At 49.3% G+C, this 20,927-nt stretch carries 21 protein-coding genes and 1 riboswitch; of the genes, 4 read left to right on the plus strand and 17 right to left on the minus strand.

Features of this window, described 5'->3' with window-relative positions:
- Positions 1–18: 18 nt before the first annotated feature.
- The 10 genes from cobS to cobD form a co-directional block, all read right to left on the minus strand.
- The gene (gene cobS, locus MKY28_RS18580) at positions 19–909 is read right to left on the minus strand and encodes an adenosylcobinamide-GDP ribazoletransferase (RefSeq protein WP_340936615.1); all 891 of its coding nucleotides are present in this window, start codon (positions 907–909) and stop codon (positions 19–21) included.
- Positions 906–1,466: a bifunctional adenosylcobinamide kinase/adenosylcobinamide-phosphate guanylyltransferase gene (gene cobU, locus MKY28_RS18585; protein ID WP_036610730.1), complete on the minus strand. Its 561-nt coding sequence runs from the start codon at positions 1,464–1,466 to the stop codon at positions 906–908. Before cobU ends, cobS begins: the two co-directional genes overlap by 4 nt.
- A complete protein-coding gene (gene cobT / locus MKY28_RS18590; RefSeq protein WP_100527908.1) occupies positions 1,463–2,584 on the minus strand; it encodes a nicotinate-nucleotide--dimethylbenzimidazole phosphoribosyltransferase in 1,122 nt (373 codons plus the stop codon). The genes cobU and cobT overlap by 4 nt, the downstream gene beginning before the upstream one ends.
- A gap of 45 nt (positions 2,585–2,629) precedes the next feature.
- A complete protein-coding gene (locus MKY28_RS18595; protein ID WP_036610732.1) occupies positions 2,630–3,442 on the minus strand; it encodes an ABC transporter ATP-binding protein in 813 nt (270 codons plus the stop codon).
- Entirely contained in the window at positions 3,439–4,485 is a 1,047-nt protein-coding gene (locus tag MKY28_RS18600; protein ID WP_036610733.1) for a FecCD family ABC transporter permease, read from the minus strand. Before MKY28_RS18600 ends, MKY28_RS18595 begins: the two co-directional genes overlap by 4 nt.
- Positions 4,482–5,480 carry an ABC transporter substrate-binding protein gene (locus tag MKY28_RS18605; RefSeq protein ID WP_340936616.1) on the minus strand — a complete coding sequence of 333 codons (999 nt, stop codon included), beginning with the start codon at positions 5,478–5,480 and terminating at the stop codon, positions 4,482–4,484. Before MKY28_RS18605 ends, MKY28_RS18600 begins: the two co-directional genes overlap by 4 nt.
- 406 nt (positions 5,481–5,886) lie before the next feature.
- Positions 5,887–6,004, minus strand: a riboswitch (cobalamin riboswitch).
- Positions 6,005–6,183: 179 nt separating this feature from the next.
- The gene (locus MKY28_RS18610) at positions 6,184–6,870 is read right to left on the minus strand and encodes a histidine phosphatase family protein (RefSeq protein ID WP_340936617.1); all 687 of its coding nucleotides are present in this window, start codon (positions 6,868–6,870) and stop codon (positions 6,184–6,186) included.
- Entirely contained in the window at positions 6,861–7,841 is a 981-nt protein-coding gene (gene cbiB / locus MKY28_RS18615) for an adenosylcobinamide-phosphate synthase CbiB (protein ID WP_076327413.1), read from the minus strand. The genes MKY28_RS18610 and cbiB overlap by 10 nt, the downstream gene beginning before the upstream one ends.
- A gap of 44 nt (positions 7,842–7,885) precedes the next feature.
- Positions 7,886–8,722 (minus strand): adenosylcobinamide amidohydrolase, encoded by an 837-nt coding sequence (locus tag MKY28_RS18620; RefSeq protein ID WP_076327237.1) that lies wholly within the window; start codon positions 8,720–8,722, stop codon positions 7,886–7,888.
- A complete protein-coding gene (gene cobD, locus MKY28_RS18625) occupies positions 8,719–9,870 on the minus strand; it encodes a threonine-phosphate decarboxylase CobD (RefSeq protein ID WP_340936618.1) in 1,152 nt (383 codons plus the stop codon). Before cobD ends, MKY28_RS18620 begins: the two co-directional genes overlap by 4 nt.
- A gap of 189 nt (positions 9,871–10,059) precedes the next feature.
- On the opposite strand from cobD, the gene MKY28_RS18630 reads away from it, so the two are divergent.
- Both MKY28_RS18630 and MKY28_RS18635 read left to right on the plus strand, forming a co-directional pair.
- Positions 10,060–11,064: a lipoate--protein ligase gene (locus tag MKY28_RS18630; protein ID WP_340936619.1), complete on the plus strand. Its 1,005-nt coding sequence runs from the start codon at positions 10,060–10,062 to the stop codon at positions 11,062–11,064.
- A gap of 288 nt (positions 11,065–11,352) precedes the next feature.
- Positions 11,353–12,156 (plus strand): Cof-type HAD-IIB family hydrolase, encoded by an 804-nt coding sequence (locus tag MKY28_RS18635; protein WP_036610742.1) that lies wholly within the window; start codon positions 11,353–11,355, stop codon positions 12,154–12,156.
- Between the two features lie 172 nt (positions 12,157–12,328).
- Here the strand turns inward: MKY28_RS18635 and MKY28_RS18640 are convergent, their stop codons facing one another.
- Entirely contained in the window at positions 12,329–13,855 is a 1,527-nt protein-coding gene (locus tag MKY28_RS18640; protein ID WP_340936620.1) for an NAD(P)/FAD-dependent oxidoreductase, read from the minus strand.
- A 156-nt stretch (positions 13,856–14,011) separates the two neighbouring features.
- Between MKY28_RS18640 and MKY28_RS18645 the strand changes: the two genes are divergently transcribed.
- A complete protein-coding gene (locus MKY28_RS18645) occupies positions 14,012–14,581 on the plus strand; it encodes a TetR/AcrR family transcriptional regulator (protein WP_340019657.1) in 570 nt (189 codons plus the stop codon).
- Between the two features lie 64 nt (positions 14,582–14,645).
- On the opposite strand, the gene MKY28_RS18650 is transcribed toward MKY28_RS18645, so the two are convergent.
- Positions 14,646–15,584, minus strand: a complete 939-nt coding sequence (locus MKY28_RS18650) for a DMT family transporter (RefSeq protein WP_340936621.1) — start codon at positions 15,582–15,584, stop codon at positions 14,646–14,648.
- A gap of 120 nt (positions 15,585–15,704) precedes the next feature.
- Between MKY28_RS18650 and MKY28_RS18655 the strand changes: the two genes are divergently transcribed.
- Positions 15,705–17,126, plus strand: coding sequence for an aminotransferase-like domain-containing protein (locus MKY28_RS18655; RefSeq protein WP_340936622.1), 1,422 nt, complete (start codon positions 15,705–15,707; stop codon positions 17,124–17,126).
- A gap of 140 nt (positions 17,127–17,266) precedes the next feature.
- On the opposite strand, the gene MKY28_RS18660 is transcribed toward MKY28_RS18655, so the two are convergent.
- From MKY28_RS18660 to MKY28_RS18680, 5 genes are all read right to left on the minus strand, one after another.
- Complete coding sequence (locus MKY28_RS18660; RefSeq protein ID WP_100529019.1) at positions 17,267–17,893, minus strand: ABC-2 transporter permease; 627 nt, start codon at positions 17,891–17,893, stop codon at positions 17,267–17,269.
- Complete coding sequence (locus MKY28_RS18665; RefSeq protein WP_340936623.1) at positions 17,886–18,752, minus strand: ABC transporter ATP-binding protein; 867 nt, start codon at positions 18,750–18,752, stop codon at positions 17,886–17,888. The genes MKY28_RS18660 and MKY28_RS18665 overlap by 8 nt, the downstream gene beginning before the upstream one ends.
- A 5-nt stretch (positions 18,753–18,757) precedes the next feature.
- A complete protein-coding gene (locus MKY28_RS18670) occupies positions 18,758–19,132 on the minus strand; it encodes a GntR family transcriptional regulator (RefSeq protein ID WP_036610760.1) in 375 nt (124 codons plus the stop codon).
- A gap of 226 nt (positions 19,133–19,358) precedes the next feature.
- Positions 19,359–19,940: an ATP-dependent Clp endopeptidase proteolytic subunit ClpP gene (clpP, locus tag MKY28_RS18675; protein WP_036610761.1), complete on the minus strand. Its 582-nt coding sequence runs from the start codon at positions 19,938–19,940 to the stop codon at positions 19,359–19,361.
- Between the two features lie 18 nt (positions 19,941–19,958).
- Entirely contained in the window at positions 19,959–20,831 is an 873-nt protein-coding gene (locus MKY28_RS18680) for an RNA polymerase sigma factor (protein WP_340936624.1), read from the minus strand.
- Positions 20,832–20,927: the final 96 nt, after the last annotated feature.

The raw sequence follows: 20,927 nt of genomic DNA on the forward strand, positions 1-20,927 counted from the left end.
CTGCTTCTTACTTCAAAGTTAAAGCCAGAACAGTCCTTGAAGCACACTCAGCACAGTCAACAAAGCCGCCTCCAGCAGCTCATTCATGGCACCATACGTATCCCCGGTTAAACCACCGAGCCGTTCACTGATCCGGGCAGCCACGAATCGGCCGATATAATAACACGCCACAGGCAGTATAATAACTGCCGCCACCGGGTATAGCCACCATGGCAGTGTTCCCAGACCACTCACCATCGCATCTGCAATCCCCATATCCGGCTTGAAAAGCCACACCGCGGCAAACGTAAGTGCCCCTGCTACCAAGGTCAGGCCCACAGCTGAACTTCGTGCACGCTGGACCTCCTTCCGCTCCCCGAGACCTTTAAACAATACAGCAAGTCCATCATCTTCGCGCGCATTCGGCCAGGCCGACATCGCATACACCATGAACCAGCGGCTCCAGATCATGGGCAGGATCAGCAACGCACCGTACACCCAGTGGCCCCGGGCAATAAAATCAGCGATCAGCGCAACCTTCATCATCAGAAGCAACACGCAGGCGATCACGCCCATTGCCCCGACACGGCTGTCCTTCATAATCTCCAGCATCCGTTCACGGGTACGATAACTGAGCAAGCCATCCGCCGTATCCATCCATCCGTCAAGATGGAGCCCTCCGGTAAGCCATACCCATAACGTCAAGGTCAGGACGGCAGCCGGAAAGGCCGGAAGCACTGCACCGCTTAAGGCTCCCGCGAGCCAGACACACAGACCGATTGCAGCACCGACCAGCGGATAAAAGACAACACTTTCCCGCAGCAACGGCGGGACAAAATCGATTTGCATTTTGACAGGGAAACGGGACAAAAATTGAAAAGCGGCTGCCGCCGCATGTTTGCGCTGAGGAGCAGGCGTGCCATCCTTCATAAGCGGTACTCCTTGCTTTTTAGTTCAATCGCAATGCCTACGGTCACCAGAAACACTTCACCGCATATCGCCGCAATACGCTGATTCAGTACACCGGCCAAATCCCGATATTTCCTGCCAAGGGCATATTCCGGTACGATCCCATCTCCCACTTCATTTGTAACCAAAACAAGCAAACCGGGATAGGTTCGAATCGCTTCAACCAACGCGTCCAAATGTCCCTGTAACACCTGCTTCTCGTCATGCTCATGCGCTAATAAAACATTTGTCAGCCACAGCGTCAGGCAATCCACCAGAATGGTGGGTGCAGAAGTCCCTGTATGCCCTTCACCCATGCGGCTTATCAAAGCAGGTAGATGTATCGGCTCTTCTGTTGTATGCCACAGATACCCTGATGCCTCCCGCTGATGCTGATGCATGGCGATGCGCTCACGCATTTCATCATCGTACGCCTGAGCTGTCGCCACATACCACGCCTCCGAGGAACGCTGCATGCAGAGTCGCTCGGCAAAGGAGCTTTTGCCACTGCGTGCGCCGCCTGTCACCAATACGCTCATCGGGAACTCTCTCCTTGCAGGGATGAATCCACCGACGCAGCGGAGTCCGAAGCATGGCTTGCCCCGTCCGAGACACCCGCGCTTGCAAAGGTCGCCATTTCGTTCAGAATGAGACATGCTGCGTCAATCAGATGAAGACTGAGCACGCCGCCTGTGCCTTCACCCAGACGCATGTCCAGATCCAGCATCGCTTTCAGGTCCAGTTCACGCAGCAACGCTCCATGTCCATTTTCGTGTGACGTATGAGAAGCGATCATATAGGCTGTGCTCAGAGGTGCAAGTTGTCTCGCCACCAGCGCTGCCGCGGTAGAGATGAACCCGTCTACAACGACAGGGCAACGATGAGCAGCTGCTGCGAGAATAACCCCTGTGAGTCCGGCAATCTCCAGTCCACCCACCTTGCACAGAACATCCAGTGCATCTTCCGGGTTTGGTGCGTTTACGCTAAGCGCCCGGCTGACTACAGCAGCCTTGCGCTGCAAGCCTGCATCATCAATGCCGGTGCCTCGCCCCACGGCGGCAGCTGGTGCAACTCCGGTTAACGCGCTCATTACCGCAGCACTTGCAGTGGTGTTGCCAATTCCCATCTCCCCGGTGACAAACAGCTGTGTTCCCTTCGCCACCTCTGCCGATACAACTTCGGCTCCTGCAAGGATAGCGCTGACTGCCTCATCCCGGGTCATCGCTGCACCCCGGGCCATGTTGGCCGTGCCTTTGCGAATTTTGCGGGAAAGCAGGTCCGGATGTTCAAGATCGGCATTCACACCAATATCCACACAGATCACATCTGCTCCGGCGTGACGGGCAAGCACATTCACTGCCGCACCTCCAGCGAGGAAATTCAGGACCATCTGCGGGGTCACTTCAGCAGGAAAAGCACTGATGCCCTCTTCCACTACGCCGTGATCTGCGGCCATGACAATGACCGCTCTGTGATCAAAACGTGGACTTGCATTGCCCGTCATACCTGCCAAGCGGATCACCAGCTCTTCCAATTTGCCCAGACTCCCCGGCGGCTTCGTCAACGAATCCACATGCGCAGAGGTTTCTGCCGCCACTTCCTGGTCAGGAGCAGTAATCTTACTTGTTAAATGCTCCAACACCTGTTCATTATTCATACAACCAGCACTTCCTTCATCAAAATATGGGTTGCCCCGCTTCATTTAATCGATGTCCCGTCGCAGCAGCAGTTGAGGTATGGCATGGTCGGGATGAGAGACAATCGCGGGTTTGACGCGAAATATATCCTGGATATTCTCATCGTTGATCAACGTATGAGGTGTACCCTTTCCAACCGCCATGCCCTCACGCAGCGCCAGAATGTGATCGCAAAATAACGCGGCCAGATTCAGATCATGCAGCACAGCCACAATCGTAATGTTATTTCTCTGTCGCCATGCCGATAACAATTCCATGAATTGCAATTGATATTTAATATCCAGAAACGTGGTCGGCTCGTCCAGCAGCAGTAACCTCGGCTCCTGAGCCATAACTTTGGCTAGTGCGACCCGCTGCCGTTGCCCGCCGCTGAGTGCATCCAGCGGTCTGTCCGCCAGCTCTGTCAATCCCAGGTCTTCAAGCACCCTGTCCACTACAAGTGCCCCATCGCCCACTTCCCGCCCCAGCCAGTTCTGGTATGGATATCGCCCCATCTCCACCACGTCTCGCACGGGATAGGAGATGGCTGGTAAGCCATCCTGCTGCAATACAGCGATCATGCGCGACAGGTCCTTACGGCTGTAAGAGCCGATGTCTCGACCATCGATACGAATCTGACCTTCGTTTAACTGTTCCGTTCCGGCAATAAGCTGGATCAGGGTGGACTTGCCACTGCCGTTTGGTCCGACAACTCCCCACCAGTCACCTTCGCCAACATGCCAGTCTACATTGTGCAGTGCCTGATGATTGCCATATGACTTCCCTGCTCCCTTAATCGAGATAAGTGAAGTCGAGTTGGAACTGGTACTGGAATTCATGGCATCATCCCCTTCTGCAACTTTTTGTTCCGGTTCAGCAGGTAAGCAAAGAACGGCGCACCAACAAAGGCGGTGACAACACCGAGCGGAATTTCAGTTGGCGCCAGCAACGACCTTGCGATGGTATCTGCCCACACCATGAAGATCGCTCCACCAATGGCAGACAAAGGTACCAGCAGTCGGTAATCCGGTCCCACCAGCAGTCTTAACATATGCGGGATCACCAATCCAACGAATCCGATGACACCCGATACCGAGACAGCACCTGCGGTCAGCAGTGTGCCAACTGCCAGCACGGACAGCTTGAGTCTGTCCACTCCGATCCCGATATGTGCGGCTTGACGTTCTCCCAGTGCAAGCACATTCAACGAGCGTGCGCGGCTCCAGAGAAAGACCAGCCCTAACAGAAAATACGGGAAAAGGATGGCCGTATACGACCACCCACGCAGAGCCAGACTTCCCATCGTCCAGTATATAATTTCATTAATCGTCTGTTTCGACATGGTCGACAGGAAGGAAACAACTGCGCCCAGGAAACTTTGCATGACCACACCAGCCAGAATGAGGCTGTGTGTAGGTATTTTACGCCCTTCACGAGCCAGTGCCATGACAAACCATAACGTGATTACACCCGTCAAAAACGCCACCAGTGGCAACGTCCAGATTCCGATCAGTGCATACTGCAATCCGAAGAAAATCAGAAAGGCTGCACCCACCGAAGCACCGGATGACACGCCCAAGGTGAACGGGTCTGCCAGTGGGTTCCGAAGAACCCCCTGGAATCCCGTACCGGCAATCGCCAACGATGCGCCCACGAGCACGGCAAGCAGTACACGTGGGAATCTGACTTTCCAGATAATCTGTTCGGCTGCCTTATTCCAATCCGGTGTAATCCAATCGCCTACCCATGGAATTTTGTGAATCAGGATGCCTGCAATATCCCGGATCGGCAACGCTACTGAACCAATGCCCGTGCAGATGAGCACGGTGAGCACCAGCAGCACCATGCCCGTCGTTCCGAACAGGATCAGCTTTTTACTCATTGGAACAAGTCAGGGTAGATCGCTTTGGCTACTTCTTTCAACCCTTGAGTTACCCGTGGACCCGGACGGCTCAGCAGGTTGGCATCCAGGCCAATAACCGCGTCATTTTTCACAGCCGTAATTTGATCCCAGCCGCTGCGCGCCTTGATGATCTGATCCAGTGTTTTAGAGTTTTCGTCAATCACATCGTTGGCGTACAAGATCACATCCGGGTTGGAGGCAATCACGTTTTCTTCATTAATTTCATACCAGCCCTCTTTGTCCGAAGCAATATTGGTACCGCCAGCTACAGTGATGAGTTCATCCATGAATTCGCCTTTACCCACAGTCCAGCCTGGGGAGAATTCAACGTATATTTTTTTCTTCTCTTCCGGTTTAACTGCCTTCACCGCTTCGGTTACATCCGTCACGTCCTGTTTCATCTGGGTGATGATCTCTTGAGCTTTTTCTTGATGATCAGTGATTTTACCGAAGGTTTCGATATTATTCATCACGTCGTCAATGGATTTAGGATCCGTTTTGAAAATGGTAATACCCAGTTCGCGCAGCTTTTTCACCGCATCCTCACTCATCGAGATACCTGTGAAGACAATGTCGGCTTCAGCAGCAATGATTGACTCTTCATTTGGCTTGGTGATACCGCCCATTTTAGCTTTGGTTGTTGCTGCTTCCGGATAATCGTCATAGTCGGATACACCAACGATCTGATCGTCCAATCCAAGTGCAAACAGGGATTCCGTCTCAGCCGGAGACACGGATACGATTTTGGCCGGTGCCTTTTCAAAGGTGAACGATTCCCCCGTTGCATCCGTAACTGTCAGTGGATATTGTGTTTTGAGGTCCGTCTGCGCCTGGCCTTGGGACTGCTCCTGTGCCGGTTGCTGTGAAGTACCTGTGCCCTCGTTTGTTGTTGCATTGCCACATCCGGCCAAAGCCAGTGCAAGTGCCGCTGCACTTAGCAGGGACGCTACGTTTTTCCAATTCTTGAAATTCATTCTGTTATTCTCCCCTTCTCTATTTGTACTATTTTCTTGCATCGTGCTCGAACCCTTATTCCCCATGTCTTGGTGTTCCTGTACAAGTAAAACCCATCCATTTTACACAAGTCCACTCCGATTGCAGTACCATCTTCCGATCGCTGTTATCCCCAGATTTTTTTGATTCCCTTTTCGAAAGGGAAAATCCGGGGATAAAGGCGAACACTCCGTTTCTTCAGATCGGTTCTGCACTCTTCGTTAACGTGTAAAAGTTCGGTTTTTTTACATGAACAATAAAAAATCCCCAATCCATACGTCCAGGATCAGGGATGACGTCTCGCATATGGCGATCTGTACATGTTCAACCAAGGGTTGTCCATGCGCATAGAATAGCCCGAAACGCTGTCCTTTCCTCGAAGGAACACCGGTTTGTACGTCCAGGGCAGGTAACCTGACTTACAGGAATCATCCTGTTTTACAGTGGCGGGACCGTGCCGGATTTGCACCGGCTTCCCCATTTCACCCTTGTGTGTTTCATGACTCGTACTAAATTTGCCATGAAAACAGCCTTCACACGCGGGACCCTTGGTCGCTGATATGGTAAACCATTGCCGTGTAATTTCTGCATGCTACATACTCGTTCAGGCTTCACACCTGCAGCGTATCTGTATCCATGCTGAAGTCACACTTCTGTTGTGATTATAGGGTATATTGTACATCCTTACAACCCGATCGGCGGAAAAGTCACTATGCTGCCAAACCACTGATTCCCCTGTTGATCAAGCTGAACCTGAATCACCTGTCCCGGTACGACATGTGTATCCCAGAACCCAAGCCCGGCTATCAGACGGGACAAGGCATACCGGATGACACCACCATGCGTAACCACAACGATGGTTGACTCGCGCCCCTCATCAACGTGCATTGAAGAACGACCCTCCAACAACATCTCTTGGAGAAAGGAATCCAACCGTCCGGTAAACTCCTGCCACGATTCCCCTCCGGGCGGAGTGACCTCCTGCGGCGCATCAATCCAGCTTCGGTACACAGGGTTATCCTTAAGCTGATCATACGTCAGCCCTTCCCACTCTCCAAAATCATTCTCGCGCAGACGCGAGTCGAACTTCACCTGTCCGATGGCATCGGGAAGAATCTGTTCCAACGTCTGCCGGCAGCGAAGCAGATCACTGCAATATACCTCGTTCCACAAAACACCGCTCAATTGTTCATGAAGCGGAGCCAGTTCTTCTTTGGCATTTGGCAGCAGACCGATGTCGGTATGCCCCAGATATTTTTTTTCCACATTCCACAACGTTGTCCCATGACGGACCCACAGAATGTTTCGTTTCAGCGGCCCAGGCTGATTCGTATGTACTTCATTGCCTGCATTTCCTTCATTTACGGCCATAACAGCGTCCCTCCTGCCAGCCACACACCCAGCGTTATGAACACGCATAGTACCACAAAAGCACCTGCCGACCAGAACATCAGACGTGACGTTTGCACAATATCCTCGGCTTCCATCGGCCGTGTGGCTTCACCCATGTAGGCACGAAATGAAGCAACGCCGTGATACACGTTATGTCCGCCAAGCCGGATGCCCAGTGCTCCAGCCACCGCTGATTCGGGAAAACCGCTATTCGGACTTGGATGTAGTCTTGCATCCCGTGCAACCATGCGTGCTGCTCCTTTGGCGTCCAGCTTCATGACCCAGGCACCCACGATTAACAGAATCGCGGTCAGCCGGGCAGGTATCCAGTTCGCCACATCATCCAGACGGGCCGAGGCCCAGCCAAGATGCAGATACTTGTCATTTTTATATCCGACCATGGAATCCAACGTGTTGATGGCACGATAAGCCATGGCAAGCGGAGCGCCTCCAATGAGCGCATAGAATAACGGCGAGACAATGGCATCCACAATATTTTCGGCAACCGTCTCTACCGTTCCCCGTACAACCTCGGGTTCATCCAGATGCGCCGTATCACGTCCAACAATCATGCCCAGTGAACGTCTGGCCGCCGGCCAATCCTGCTGCTTCAGATGACGATACACTTCCATGCCTGCATCCTTCAGCCCTTTTGAAGCAATGGTTGTTGCAATGAGCACCACTTCAGCTGCCGCTGCAATGACAGGGTGGATTAGTCCAAGCAGATATACGATTCCCCACGTGATCGCAAAAGAACCCCCTGCGATCACCATCGGGAACAACAGCCCGGCTCTCTTCAGCCCCGAATCTGTGCGCACACACGAGCGAATGACACGCTCCAACGCCGAGATGCCTTTACCCATGCCAATCACCGGGTGGGGAATCCAGCGCGGATCTCCGATACATCGGTCCAACAGGTACGCCAGAATAATAATCCAGGCTCCCGCCATGCCTGTCCAGAAAGGCCAGGTCCATATATGCTCCACCTCAAAAGTCATTTGTGCCTGACCCTCTCTTTCCATAACAGTCCGGCCCGAAGGCTTTCCGTTACCGTGTCGTATACCAATCTGCCAATCGCCGCCCCTGCCGTAGTCGCTGTCCCGGCATAAGTGATCATCGGCTGAGGTTCCTCCACTTCCACTGCCTGACCTACTGCAAACACAATGGCATCGGTTGTGGTGCCGGTGGCGAGCAACCCGTTCTCCGAATCCAGAACACCCACATCCGCCAGCGCGGCCGCTTTGGCTTCCACCGCCGTCTGTACCGCATTCACCATCGCCCCGTTGGTCATGCGTCCGTTCAACCAGAGCATGATGTTAATTGTACCCGGGACATAGGGGGCCATCGTTAGATTCCGTGCTGAAGGAGCAGAGCGCTCCCTGCCGGAAGACATCGTCTTATTTCCCACCGTATCAAAAACCGTTCTCTCCGACCCCGCGCGTGCGGCATTCGATACACCCGCAGTGGTACAGCACAGAAGACCAAATTCATCACTTGTATATTCCTGAATGGAGGTATGCTCCAGCCTTACGGCCGTCAATAATCCGGCACATTGATCACGCGGCTCTCGCCATTCGTTCAGCGCTTGTTCGATATCACGCGGCGGATCATCACAGCGGTAATGCCTGTCCACATAGATGTTAAATATGCGATCCAGTTCAAACATCCCGCCGCCATATACCGCACTCGACAGCGCTTGGGCTGCCCTTGGACTCTGTGCTTTGATATGTCGTTCATGTGCAGATATGTTCAGTCCCGGCCAGGAAGAGGAAGCATATTCATTCTCGTCTGTTTCTCCATTCGTAAAGTAGTTATAAAACGGGAGTGTCATTGCCGCTCCCCTCCCTGTTCCTCATCTTTCGTCTGATCGGCATTCGGAAATCCCTTGGTTTCCAGCACGCTACCCAGCACTTCGAGTAATGTCGCATTGGCGTCTGCATACTTGACCGCGAAACGTACATGCCCTTTGTCAAGCCCCGGATACATGGCACAGCTGCGAATCAGAATGCCTCTTCGACCCAGCGCCTCCTGCATTGATGCCGCTGTCCAAGGGGCCGGCACACGTGCCAAAATAAAATTCGCCTCTCCCGGTGTCACCGCACATCCGTACGCCTTCAGCCCTTCGATGAGACGCCCCCGTTCCCGCGTGATCTGTGACATGGTCTCCTGTTCGTACCGTTCTCCGCTGCGCAGACAGGCTTCCCCTGCCATGAGCGCCAGACCGTTGACACTCCAGGTCACCTGTTTCTTTGTCATCGCCTGAATGTATTCGGCACGGCCCAAAGCATATCCGAGACGCAAACCCGGAATGGCATAAAACTTCGTCATCGAGCGAATGATGATCACATTAGGATAGTCATTCAGTTGTGCTGCCAGGGACTGACGCCGGTCTACCGGAATAAAATCCATAAAGGCCTCGTCAATGACAAGTACGGTTCCCGTTTCTTCCGCTTTGCGTGCAAGCCTTTGTAATACCTCAAGTGGATATTGTACACCGTTTGGATTGTTGGGCTGGCCGAGGAAGAGCAGGTCTACCTTTTCCATGAGTTGCTCGATGTCCTCGGGTTCCGCTCGCCACGCCAGTTCTTCTCTTCCCTTCGTATGTACAACCTCGGCACCGAATTGTCGTGCCAACGACCGGTACTCCGAAAATCCCGGTTCCACCGTACCCACCTTGCGCGGGGCAAGCCCCAGCAGAATGAGCGCCATGCTTTCGGCTGCGCCGTTGCCCACGGAAATCAGCTCCTGCATCACACCAAGACGCTCGCTCAGCAGTGCTTTGAATTCCCGATGCGCCGGATCGGGATAGCGAATCACCGACTGCAATCCTTGCTGTATAGCCTCCAGCACCCCTCTGGGTGGACCGAGTGGATTAATGTTGGCACTGAAATCCAGAAAATCAGCGGCTTCCCTCCCAAATCGTGACGCAGCCGTCTCCACGTCCCCGCCATGTCCGAACACTTCGATATAACCGGTCATTCTTCCGTCATCCTTTCTGTATGTCCTTTTTATTATGGATGGCACGGGAGGTGTGGGTCAATCCTGTTTTCTTTGTGTCCCAACCATAATTCGTTTACAATAGAAGAGGAATTTCGGTTCCTTTTGATATACAAGGTTCACTACATAAGGGACTAGCAATCCCTCACATACATTAATGGAGGAATGACCATGCTGTTTGTAGACAACCAGGGCATTACAGATCCTTCTGTAAACCTTGCGATTGAGGAGTACATTCTGAAGCATCTGCCGATGGAGGATGACAGCTATCTGCTGTTCTACATCAACCGTCCCTCGATCATCATCGGAAAACATCAAAATACGATTGAAGAAATTAATATCGAGTACGTTCAGGATAACGGTGTGCAGGTCGTTCGTCGTCTTTCGGGAGGCGGAGCGGTATATCACGATCTGGGCAACCTGAATTTCAGCTTTATTACAGCGGATGACGGTCAATCCTTCCATAACTTCCGCAAGTTTACCCAGCCAGTGGTTGAAGCTTTGCACGAGCTTGGTGTAAATGCCGAGTTGACCGGGCGTAATGATCTGCAAGTGGGCGAAAAGAAAATTTCGGGCAACGCCCAGTTTTCCACACGTGGGCGCATGTTCAGTCATGGCACATTGATGTTTGATCTGAATCTGGAGCATGTTCAGGCTTCCCTGAACGTCAATCCCGAGAAGTTCAAATCCAAGAGCACCAAGTCCGTCCGCAGCCGGGTCGCCAACATACGGGATCTGATTGATACCAACCTGACGATTGAGCAGTTCCGCGATGAGCTGTTACGTCACATTTTCAGAATGGAGCCACAAGACGTCCCGCAATACAAGCTGACTGACAAGGACTGGGACAAAATCAAGGAAATCTCCGCTGAGCGTTATAATAATTGGGACTGGAACTATGGCTTGTCTCCGGAAAGCAATGTGAAGCACACACGCAAATTCCCTGTTGGCATCATCGATCTGCGCATGAACATCAAGGATGGACGCATCGAAGATATCAAAATCTTTGGCGACTTCTTCGGCGTAGGCGATGTGGCGGATATCGAAAATATGCTGCGCGGCAAGCGGTATGAAGAAACCGAGGTGCGTACTGCACTTGAGGGCCTGGATGTAAAACATTACTTCGGCAACCTTGAGCTGGATGACTTTATCGGCCTTGTTTTCCTGGAAGAGTAGGTATATAAGTTCAACCCAAGAATGTTTACACCTGCCACTCCGATGACAGAATAACCTTCCGATCGCTGTTATCCCCAGATTTTTTTGATTCCCTTCTTCAAAGGGAAAATCCGGGGATAGCTTATGCTTCCGAAGTAGCTTTCTTTCAGAAAGCTTTCAGGCGAACGCTCCGCTTCTTCAGGTTTTTTCTGTCCTCTCCGTTATCGTGTAAAACGTTTAGTTGAACTGATATAGATTAAGTCGGGTATAGATACAAATAGATACAGATAAAAAAGGAGAGAAACACAGATGAGCTACAAATTGATTGCAATCGACATTGATGACACACTGATCAACGACAACAAGGAAGTAACCCCTGCTACACAGACTGCACTGGAACAAGCGGTTGCCCATGGTGTAACTGTAACGCTGGCGACTGGACGTGCTTATGCTTCCGCACAAGCGCTTGCTCGTCAAACCGGACTTAACGTGCCGATCATTACGTATCAAGGTGCATTGGTGAAAAACCTGCTGGACGAAAAAGTCCTCTATGAGCGTTACGTTCCACAGGAAGCTTCCCGCAAATTGTATGATTACTGCCTGGAGAACAATCTCCACCTTCAAACATACATTGACGACAAGTTGTATGCCCGTGAGGAAAACGACAAGCTGCGTGATTATGCCAAATTAAATGGCACCCAATATTACATCGAATCTGATTTCATCAAAGTCATCGAACAAAAAACACCAAAGCTGCTCATTATCGATGAGCCAGACTACTTGGATAAGGTTGCCGTTGACCTGCGTGAATTGCTCGGACCTCAGGTGCATATCACCAAGTCCAAACCTTACTTCCTGGAGATCATGCATAATGAAGGAACTAAAGGCCACGCCCTGACCTTCCTGGCGGACCATTTCGGTCACCAGCTCAGCGAGTGTATTGCCATCGGCGACTCCTGGAATGACCATGAGATGCTCGAAGTTGCTGGTCTTGGTGTAGCGATGGGAAATGCCATCCCTGCGCTGAAAGAGCTGGCGGACTACATTACGGCAAGTAATAACGAAGACGGTGTAAAAGAGGTTATTGAGAAGTTTGTGCTGAACGCAGAGTAAATAAGATCAACGAACAGCCCAGTCGGCGAATTTCGCCGTACAGGGCTGTTTTTTTGATTTTTAAAATATGTTTATTAGCCTATTTAGCGATTATATTAGGTATATTTTTCTGTTATTTTTTATGTTTTGAGAGCAACAATGCGGTGACTTTCACATACCACGATTCATTGTTTTACTTGCTCATGGCATGCTGGAAAGACTCCAGCAGTTTTTTGATTTGCCCATCAAATTCCAGTTGAAATGACGGAATGATCTCATCTATTCTTTGCTGAAACAGCTCCGGATCTTGGACACCAAGCTCTGCTCTTAACTCCATTTCTTCTTCGGAACCGTTGTCGTTCAGGATCATGTTCAGGATTTCACCTTTAAAGTATTCACTTGGAGGAAGGATTAGAGCATTCATCAGGAACTGGGTAAAAAAGAGATGTTTATTATTTTCCTGACTCGCCTTTTTCATCGCCTGCTTCGTAAACAAGTTTATATACTTCTGAGCAAACGAAACCCCTTTCATTCGGGAAGGCCCAACATGTTCGACCCCTTTCCAACGCAGATCGGCCACAGAACTAAGCCACCAGGCCGGTTCAATGGCCTGCTGCATACGAAGCAACACTTGGCGCTCAAACTGCGGCTCAGGATGCATTCGCTGCTCATCCAAACATTTTCCTATGGTCTCGGCTTCAATTGCAGCGACCGTCATGCCTTGACCATGGATCGGATCGAAGCTGCAAAATGCATCGCCAAGGACGAGTAATCCGGAGGGCCAATTCTCCATCAGTTCAAAATGTTGACGGACAGACTCGGAAATACGGTATCCCCGAGGCCCTTGAAAAGGCTCCAGCTGGTCTGCCAATGCTACGATTTCATCCGAAGCAAACAGATGTTTGATTTGCTCTTGGAACTCATCCGGATGAGTTGAAGGATATTCGTCTCCCCCTGCGTTGAACAGTAACAGTCCGGCGATATCATTTTCAATGCGCCACAACATGCCTGCACGAATTCCTTGCACAGGATCAGACTCTGTTATCACCGTTCCCCAGTCATTTTGAATAGAGGATGGTATCTTATAATAGCGGGTGCTGTAACCAAGAGACACCTTCAGCACTTCCGGCTCAGGCACGGACAACCCTATCTGTTCAAGCCATCTGATCAATTTGGAAGAACGTCCCGCGGCATCAATAACCATATCTGCTGCAAGCATTGCTTCCCGGTTATCCCGACCTCTTTCTTTGGTATACACGCCTGTAATCGAACGCTGATCTTCTGATGCCATTAACCCAGTAACTTCCGTGCTCGTTAAGAAGCTTATATGATCTATGTTCTGGACTCGCTCACGCAGTACCCATTCCAGCAGAGCTCTGCTGCTTGATGCAATTTTGAATGAGGAAGCAGCGTTCGCCTTATTAACTAATCTACCGTAGCGATTGGCAATCATAAACTTCTCTTCATGTGAAGGAATGGCACCAAGCGCGACCAATTCGTCATTGTATCCGGGAAAGTAGTGTTCCAGAATGAGTCCGCCGCGCGGTAATACACGATGTGGATGAAAGGATTGAGGCACACCCTGCCGATTCGTCGGCTCAGAAGGCAATTCATCTCGCTCAATGATACATACCTCATCATAATAATCAGATAACATCCTTGCAGTGATTAACCCTGCAATACCTGCCCCGATTACCACAGCTTTTTTCATGTCGGACATCGCCACTTCATCCTCTCTAATCCATCATATTTTATCTACACTTGTAGCTCTATCTAAAAATTACTTATAATACCAATATACACTTGAAATCTCGTTCCATGTAAGAATCAATGTGTTGATACTATATAGCTAAACTACAATAAGGAACTGATGTAGATGAAAATGATTGATAAAAAGGTGGATTTGAGAGTTACCCGAACTCATAAATTGTTAACGATGGCGCTACTCGATCTGTTATGTGAGAAAGGTCAGCTATTCAGCAACATCACAATTAATGAAATATGTGACAAAGCTATGGTTCACCGAACAACGTTTTACAAACATTTCAAGGATAAATTTGCTCTACTGTCCTCCACCCTAACTTGGGTCCTTCGGGATTATTTACACATGAATGTAGAAGACCGGTTACAGCAGCCTTTGCAAAGCATATCTAAAATTCTGTTTGGAAATGTACTGGAGACCATCGTGCAGAACCAACAGAAGGATGAGGGGTTTAACAACTTTTTCATACATTATATCGGAGAGATATTCAGACGGGATTTTCTGGAATTGAAGAGAAGAGGTAAACAATTTTCACTTCCCATAGAACTTGTTGCCGAGTTTCACTCGGGGGTGATTCGTTTACTTGTGATGTGGTGGATACAACATTTCGAAGAAAATGTCACGGCAGAACAGATGGATGAATATTACTACCTACTGGTTAACGAGAATATCATGTTGAAATAACAAACAGCTCAACCTAAAATCAATGGCTGATTTTGAGATTGAGCTGCATACCTTCAAACTTTACCTATTTTAAAACAGATTCGGAAGCCTGCACTGTCATCCTCGCACGACTTCTTTTCTTCAACCAACCGCTCACCTTCTCATTCATCGCCAGCAGACCTGAAACGACCAGCACTACACCGATCCATGTAACCCAGCTGACATGCTCACCGTAGACAACAGCACCAAGCCCTACGGCAATGGGTGGTGAAATGTATAACCATGTTGCTGGAAACAACGGGTTGGTACGCGACATAATCCAATAGAACAGACTATGCCCCACCATGGAGCCGATGACAGTCAAATAGATCACCGACGAGACGGCAGGCACCCAGTCCAGAGCAGACATACTCCACGATTCCGTTCCGACCGAGAGCAGGGATAACAGCAGTCCCCCATACATCATCTGCACCGCATTGATCGCTACAGGACTAGCCTCCTTGAACTGATGAATGACCTTTTTGGAGTACAATGCACCTGCTGAATAACAGACCTCCCCCACTAGTACCGCGATACAACCCCACATGAACAGGGAACCTGCACCAAGCGATACACCTGGCAACACAACCAGTACCACACCGGTGAACCCGATCAGGCAGCCCACAATCATACGGGCAGATGTTTTTTGCCGTAACAGCGCCGTCTGCATCAACATAATCATCAGCGGCCCTGTCGCTGAAAGAATGGCACCCACACCCGAGCTCACATGCTGTTCAGCCCAATATAATGTGGCAAAAGTGCCGAAGGTCAGCCCCGCTCCCGTTAACAACATCTCCTTGCGGAACAGGAGCGACCAGCTCACTTTGCCCTTCATCCTCATCCATGCAAACATCAGCGCTCCCGCGATTACAAATCGCAATCCGGCTGACAGAAAAGGCGGCATGCCTGCCTCTACTCCAATTTTAATAGCCAGAAATGTTGTACCGAAAATAAGACACATAACCGTAAATGCAATCCCCACCATGATAACCACTCCTTTATCTGTTCTCCATCATATCTCATGGTCTACAGAACAGAATGAACAAAACAGAACAGTTTTCTCCCATTAGCTGTTACAATAGAGTTCAAAAGGAGTGTGAGCCGGGTGGGCAGAACCATGATGATGACAGATAACAGCCTGAAATTATATGAGCAAGTCATCCATTATCTCGTTGTACGTATAGAAGCGGGAGAGTGGGCCGAACATGAAAAACTGCCATCTGTACGAAGCCTGTCCGAGCTACTCGGCGTACATCGTCTGACTGTTTTCAAAGCCTATCAGGAGTTAAAAGAACGTGGGAATGTTTATGTGAAAGATAAGTCTGGCTATTATGTCAGCCCAGCGACTCCATTCTCAGTAACGGATCAGGCGGATGATCCCGCCGTGTCTGCCTGGCTGCATTGGGATTCACTTGCACGGGTACAGTCCCTTGAAGCAGAATACCAATTTTCCAAATCGTTAATCGATCCCTCTCTGTTGCCCAACCGTTATTGGGGTGAACTAATGCGTGATCTGCTGGATCAATATCCCCGTTTGCTCGGAACGTATTCCACAATTCAGGGAGATCTGGAATTGCGAAGTGCGCTGGCAAGCCATCTAACGAAAAAAGAACGCTTCTATCTCTCTGCAGACGAAGTGCTCATTACATCGGGGGCCCAGCAAGCGATTGACGTCATCTCGCGGACGCTGGTCAAACCCGGGGATCGGGTGTTGATGGAACGGCCTACGTATGGACCAGCAATGGAGATTTTCCGTAAACAAGGTGCTCGTCTGATCTTTACGGATATTCACTCGGATGGGTATGATCTGGAGCAGATCGAACATCTGATGAAATCGGAGAAACCACGCTTATTCTACACGACGCCAACTTTTCATAATCCAACTGGCGTTAACGTTCCAGTAGAACAGCGCAAGCAGTTACCCGAACTTGCAGAACAGTATGGATGTTTTTTGCTCGAAGACGATAGCACCTATGATATCTATTTTAAGGAGAAACCTCCTGCACCCATTTTCACCTACGACACTACTGGACACACCCTGTACATCCGCAGTTACAGCAAGTATGTTGCACCCGGGCTACGGATTGCAGCCATCATATGCCGCCAGCGATTCATGCCAGGACTACAGGCTGTAAAATCACTGACAGATAACGGATCGCCCCTTCTGAACCAGAAGCTTTTTCTCCGTTATTTTCAGTCAGAACGTATGCATCAGCATCTGTCCAAGTTGCGGACCGCCATCCAGCTACGGATGGAAGTGATGGAACAATCTCTGCTGGAAACGGACTGGACGTGGACCCGGCCGGAGGGCGGACTCAACTTTTGGGTGGAGCTTCCTGAGGGTGTGGATACCGGAAAACTGCTTCACCGATGCATGGAACAATCAGTTGCCTTTGTACCTGGAACCGTATTTGATTCTTCGGATAATTCAGCCAGTCGCAAGCTGCGCCTGTCCTTCTCTTATGCACATGAGCAGCAGATTCGGGAAGGCATGAACAGGCTCATTACACTGGCTAAAGAAATGTAACTTTTTGATACTCTTGGATTGAAGTCAATCCGAAGAATATCAAGTGTAATTTGTCACTCGTATCGCTGCATCAAAAAAAGTCGCCTTATGGCGACTTTACTTTTGGTGTTCTATATTCTCTACCTGCACCCGCTCTGTGCTTAAAGGTCTTTTCTTGCAAACAGGCGGATCGTAATAAGATAAGACACTACAAACAAACCTATAATGCCTACAGAAACCGATGCCATTGTCGTTGTGGTAATCATACCGTTCTCGTTGGCCATACTCATGAGGTACGCAACGGGTTGCGCCAGTATAATCATGCAGACCATGAATATCGCATTGATGATACCAGCTCCTTTTTTGCTAAGCCCGTAGAAAAGAGGCATGTATATGGAAACCAGCGCAAGCACCATGCCTATGGAAATGACAATATCCCTAAATGAATAATTCGGCTTGTTCAGTTCAGGATAATTCAGGTTCACAAGCTGGTGAATCCCAAACGACGCGAGTACCCCGAATAACGTATAGATTATAGCAGAAAGGTACTTGGCTTTTACAATCTGTTTGCGGCTAACGGGGAGTGTGACCAGGAAATTGTGATTATGGTTCTTGATATCAATCATGGTTGCCAGCATGACCGAACCAAAGGCTGTGTAGATGCCTACAAAATACATTGACATTTCACTCTTAGGTATAAAGGCGAGACTAAATACCACCAGGTATAACCCAATCGTCCACAGTGAACTTTTTAGTACAATGAAATCTTTACGAAGCAAGTTAAGCATATTTGCGTCCTCCCTTCGCCGTAAAATAAATGAGGTCTTCTAACGTAGGTCTTTGTAAAAGAGCTAACCTGCCAAATAACCGTTCGGCCTCTGCCTTATGATCCGACAATGCTTCAAAACCAACGGCTGTCTCGCGTATTCCGATGAAATGTTTCCGAATGTCGGAATCAAGCAGACCCATATCCCCTTTTACAATCGTATACCTTTCCAGCACATCATCTTTTGCCTCGTTAAACACCAGTTTCCCTTGATGAATAAACGTAATGTAGTCTGCAATACGTTCCAGATCCGTCGTAATATGCGTTGAGAAAATAATAGACCTTGTTTCGTCCTGTATCATATCTGCAAGCAGATCAAGCAGTTCCCGCCTAAACACAGGATCAAGCCCGGATGTCGGTTCATCCATAATCAGCAGATCCGCTTCATGCGACAAAGCTACGGCGAGAGAATACTTAATCTTCATGCCTTTGGACAGATCCTGGATTTTCTTTTTGGGAGACAGTTCGAACTGATCCAAGTAGTCATTGAACGCTTTATTATCCCATTTGGTGTAAAAAGGAGCGATCATTTGTGTCATCTCCCGGATCGTTAGATGCTCATAATAAAAGCATTCATCTGACACAATGCCAAGGCGTTGCTTGATATCAACTTCCTGATTTGGCATCTTACTGCCCAATGTCTTGAGGCTCCCCTTATCGGGCTGGATCAGACCCGTGATCATTTTGATCAAAGTACTCTTTCCCGCCCCATTCGGACCAATAAGTCCCGTGATATACCCTTTTTTCACATCCAGAGATACATTATCTACTTTAAATAAGGGATACGTTTTGGTTACATTACGTAATTCGATAGCGTTCATTATGCTTATTCCTCCTCAACCAACAATGTAAGATGATGGATTACATCCTGTGAACTCATGCCCAGTTCTCTGCTCTCACGAATCACTTCGAGCATCTTTTCTTCCAATTGTTTCATCCGCCGCTCTCGAATAAAGTCCTGATTGGCTCCGGATACAAAGCTCCCTTTGCCTACAACTGAATCGATCAGTTTCTCCTTCTCCAGCTCTTCATAGACACGTTTAGTTGTAATAACACTGACTTGCAGATCCTTGGCGAGCTGCCGAATGGAGGGAAGACTATCTCCAGCAACCAATTCTCCGCTCAAGATGCTCTGTCTGATCTGAGTTAGAATCTGCATGTAGATCGGATCGCTCGAAGCATTCGATATTAAAATGTTAATCTTTCCTCACCTCATTGATGTTACGTAGTTTTCAGTAGGCATAGTGTATATATAATATATATACACTATGCCTACCGATGGTCAATCTTTATTTCACATTATTCTCATTCTGATTCGATCCATAGACACGGGCTAGCTAATCTGGACGACAAAAAGAGGACGTCAGTTTCCTGTTCGTCCTCTTGATTATCAAGCCCGAAAGGTCATATGACCTCCCAGGCTAATGTTATGTGCTGGATATGACCTTATCCACCAATCCATATTCGACTGCTTCAGCAGCGGTCAGGAAATAGTCTCGATCCGAGTCCTTCTCAATCCGCTCAATTGACTGTCCTGTATGGTCGGCTAACAGCTTGTTAAGACGTTGACGATGCTGAATGATGCGGTTAGCATGAATCAGCATATCGGATGCCTGCCCTCGCGTACCGCCATGTGGCTGATGGATCATGATCTCACTGTTGGGCAGCGCCATACGTTTACCTTTTGTTCCACCGACCAGCAATATCGTACCAAAGCTTGCCGCCATCCCTGTACAGATCGTGGAGATATCCGGCTTCACAAATTGCATCGTGTCATAGATCGAAAATCCTGCGGTCACCGACCCACCAGGGCTGTTGATGTACATCTGGATATCCTTTTCCGGGTCCTCTGCAGTCAAAAACAACAACTGGGCCACGATGGCATTTGCCATCTGATCCTCAATTTCTCCGGACACCATAATGATCCGATCTTTGAGCAAACGTGAATAAATATCATAACTCCGCTCTCCGCGAGCTGTCTGTTCCACTACATAGGGTACTACATTCATGTGTGTCGCCTCCTCGGTTTAGGCAACCATGTTGACCGTGTATCCTCCTCCATACGACATCGAGTTCATGCCAGAAGTAGAGTACCCGTACATCATTGGTTGCAAGGTTGGAGACGGCAAAGTATGCTGCAAAATCGTGCCCGCCACAGCCATCGGGTCATCGGTCCGGTTCAGGCACAGATCAATCATTCGGGCTGTATCCCCATTACGAAATGCCAGCAGATAGCTGCGCAGTTCCTCCCGATTGTCCTCCACTGCGCCTTCCTCATACTGCAATTCAGCGTCCGATTGTTCCAACCTGTGCCTCACTTCAGCTATGGCAGAGCGAGCACGACTTAACGCTGCTTTCACAGCGCCTTCTGTCGTATCCAGCATTTCCGCAGTCTCTGCCGCCCTATAACCCATTAATTCACGTAATACATATATCACTCGCTGCCACGGTGGTAGCGTATTTACAAGAAGTTGTAAGGCAGACTCCAATTCCTCGAATCGCCTTTCCTCCTCCATTTCGTGAAGGAGCGGCTTCAAGCTATCCAGTTTATAAGCCAATCTCTCCCGCTGACGTAAGATATCAATCCAGCTGTTGCGAGCAATACGAATCAGATAAGCTTCCCAGTTTATATCTTTATTCATCCCGGAAGTTCCAACCACTCTCGACGACAACACTTTGAGACAGGTCTCCTGAACCAGATCCTCCGTGTCTGGAACTGATTTCGTCAGAGATAGACAATACGCATACAACGAACCCATCAGATCGGGTAGTACGGTATGGATGCTTGGGTTCAATTGATTTTTTCTGTCGTTTCCATTTAATTCAATATCGAATTTATCTTGTTTACCATCATCATGTGGTCTGTTGATTCTGCAATCCACGGACTTCACAAAGGCCATCTTGGGGGCCCCCCTTTGCTGGTTCCTGATTGATTTTGACTTACACTATGTAAACGAAGAACCCCTTGTAAAGGATACGCTCTTCTGAATTTATTT

Origin of the sequence: Paenibacillus sp. FSL R5-0473, from assembly GCF_038004565.1 — a bacterium.
Classification (GTDB): Bacteria; Bacillota; Bacilli; order Paenibacillales; family Paenibacillaceae; genus Paenibacillus; species Paenibacillus amylolyticus.

What these genes read in the sequence shown, in the direction of transcription:
- clpP (WP_036610761.1), bottom strand. Translation starts at nt 19,940, where the DNA reads ATGAATGTAGTACCCTATGTAGTGGAACAGACAGCTCGCGGAGAGCGG.
- MKY28_RS18605 (WP_340936616.1), bottom strand. Translation starts at nt 5,480, where the DNA reads ATGAATTTCAAGAATTGGAAAAACGTAGCGTCCCTGCTAAGTGCAGCG.
- cobT (WP_100527908.1), bottom strand. Translation starts at nt 2,584, where the DNA reads ATGAATAATGAACAGGTGTTGGAGCATTTAACAAGTAAGATTACTGCT.
- MKY28_RS18620 (WP_076327237.1), bottom strand. Translation starts at nt 8,722, where the DNA reads ATGACACTCCCGTTTTATAACTACTTTACGAATGGAGAAACAGACGAG.
- cobD (WP_340936618.1), bottom strand. Translation starts at nt 9,870, where the DNA reads ATGACCGGTTATATCGAAGTGTTCGGACATGGCGGGGACGTGGAGACG.
- MKY28_RS18640 (WP_340936620.1), bottom strand. Translation starts at nt 13,855, where the DNA reads ATGTCCGACATGAAAAAAGCTGTGGTAATCGGGGCAGGTATTGCAGGG.
- cobS (WP_340936615.1), bottom strand. Translation starts at nt 909, where the DNA reads ATGAAGGATGGCACGCCTGCTCCTCAGCGCAAACATGCGGCGGCAGCC.
- MKY28_RS18665 (WP_340936623.1), bottom strand. Translation starts at nt 18,752, where the DNA reads ATGAACGCTATCGAATTACGTAATGTAACCAAAACGTATCCCTTATTT.
- MKY28_RS18680 (WP_340936624.1), bottom strand. Translation starts at nt 20,831, where the DNA reads ATGGCCTTTGTGAAGTCCGTGGATTGCAGAATCAACAGACCACATGAT.
- MKY28_RS18600 (WP_036610733.1), bottom strand. Translation starts at nt 4,485, where the DNA reads ATGAGTAAAAAGCTGATCCTGTTCGGAACGACGGGCATGGTGCTGCTG.
- MKY28_RS18595 (WP_036610732.1), bottom strand. Translation starts at nt 3,442, where the DNA reads ATGAATTCCAGTACCAGTTCCAACTCGACTTCACTTATCTCGATTAAG.
- MKY28_RS18660 (WP_100529019.1), bottom strand. Translation starts at nt 17,893, where the DNA reads ATGCTTAACTTGCTTCGTAAAGATTTCATTGTACTAAAAAGTTCACTG.
- cobU (WP_036610730.1), bottom strand. Translation starts at nt 1,466, where the DNA reads ATGAGCGTATTGGTGACAGGCGGCGCACGCAGTGGCAAAAGCTCCTTT.
- MKY28_RS18635 (WP_036610742.1), top strand. Translation starts at nt 11,353, where the DNA reads ATGAGCTACAAATTGATTGCAATCGACATTGATGACACACTGATCAAC.
- cbiB (WP_076327413.1), bottom strand. Translation starts at nt 7,841, where the DNA reads ATGGCGGGAGCCTGGATTATTATTCTGGCGTACCTGTTGGACCGATGT.
- MKY28_RS18630 (WP_340936619.1), top strand. Translation starts at nt 10,060, where the DNA reads ATGCTGTTTGTAGACAACCAGGGCATTACAGATCCTTCTGTAAACCTT.
- MKY28_RS18650 (WP_340936621.1), bottom strand. Translation starts at nt 15,584, where the DNA reads ATGGTGGGGATTGCATTTACGGTTATGTGTCTTATTTTCGGTACAACA.
- MKY28_RS18610 (WP_340936617.1), bottom strand. Translation starts at nt 6,870, where the DNA reads ATGGCCGTAAATGAAGGAAATGCAGGCAATGAAGTACATACGAATCAG.
- MKY28_RS18645 (WP_340019657.1), top strand. Translation starts at nt 14,012, where the DNA reads ATGAAAATGATTGATAAAAAGGTGGATTTGAGAGTTACCCGAACTCAT.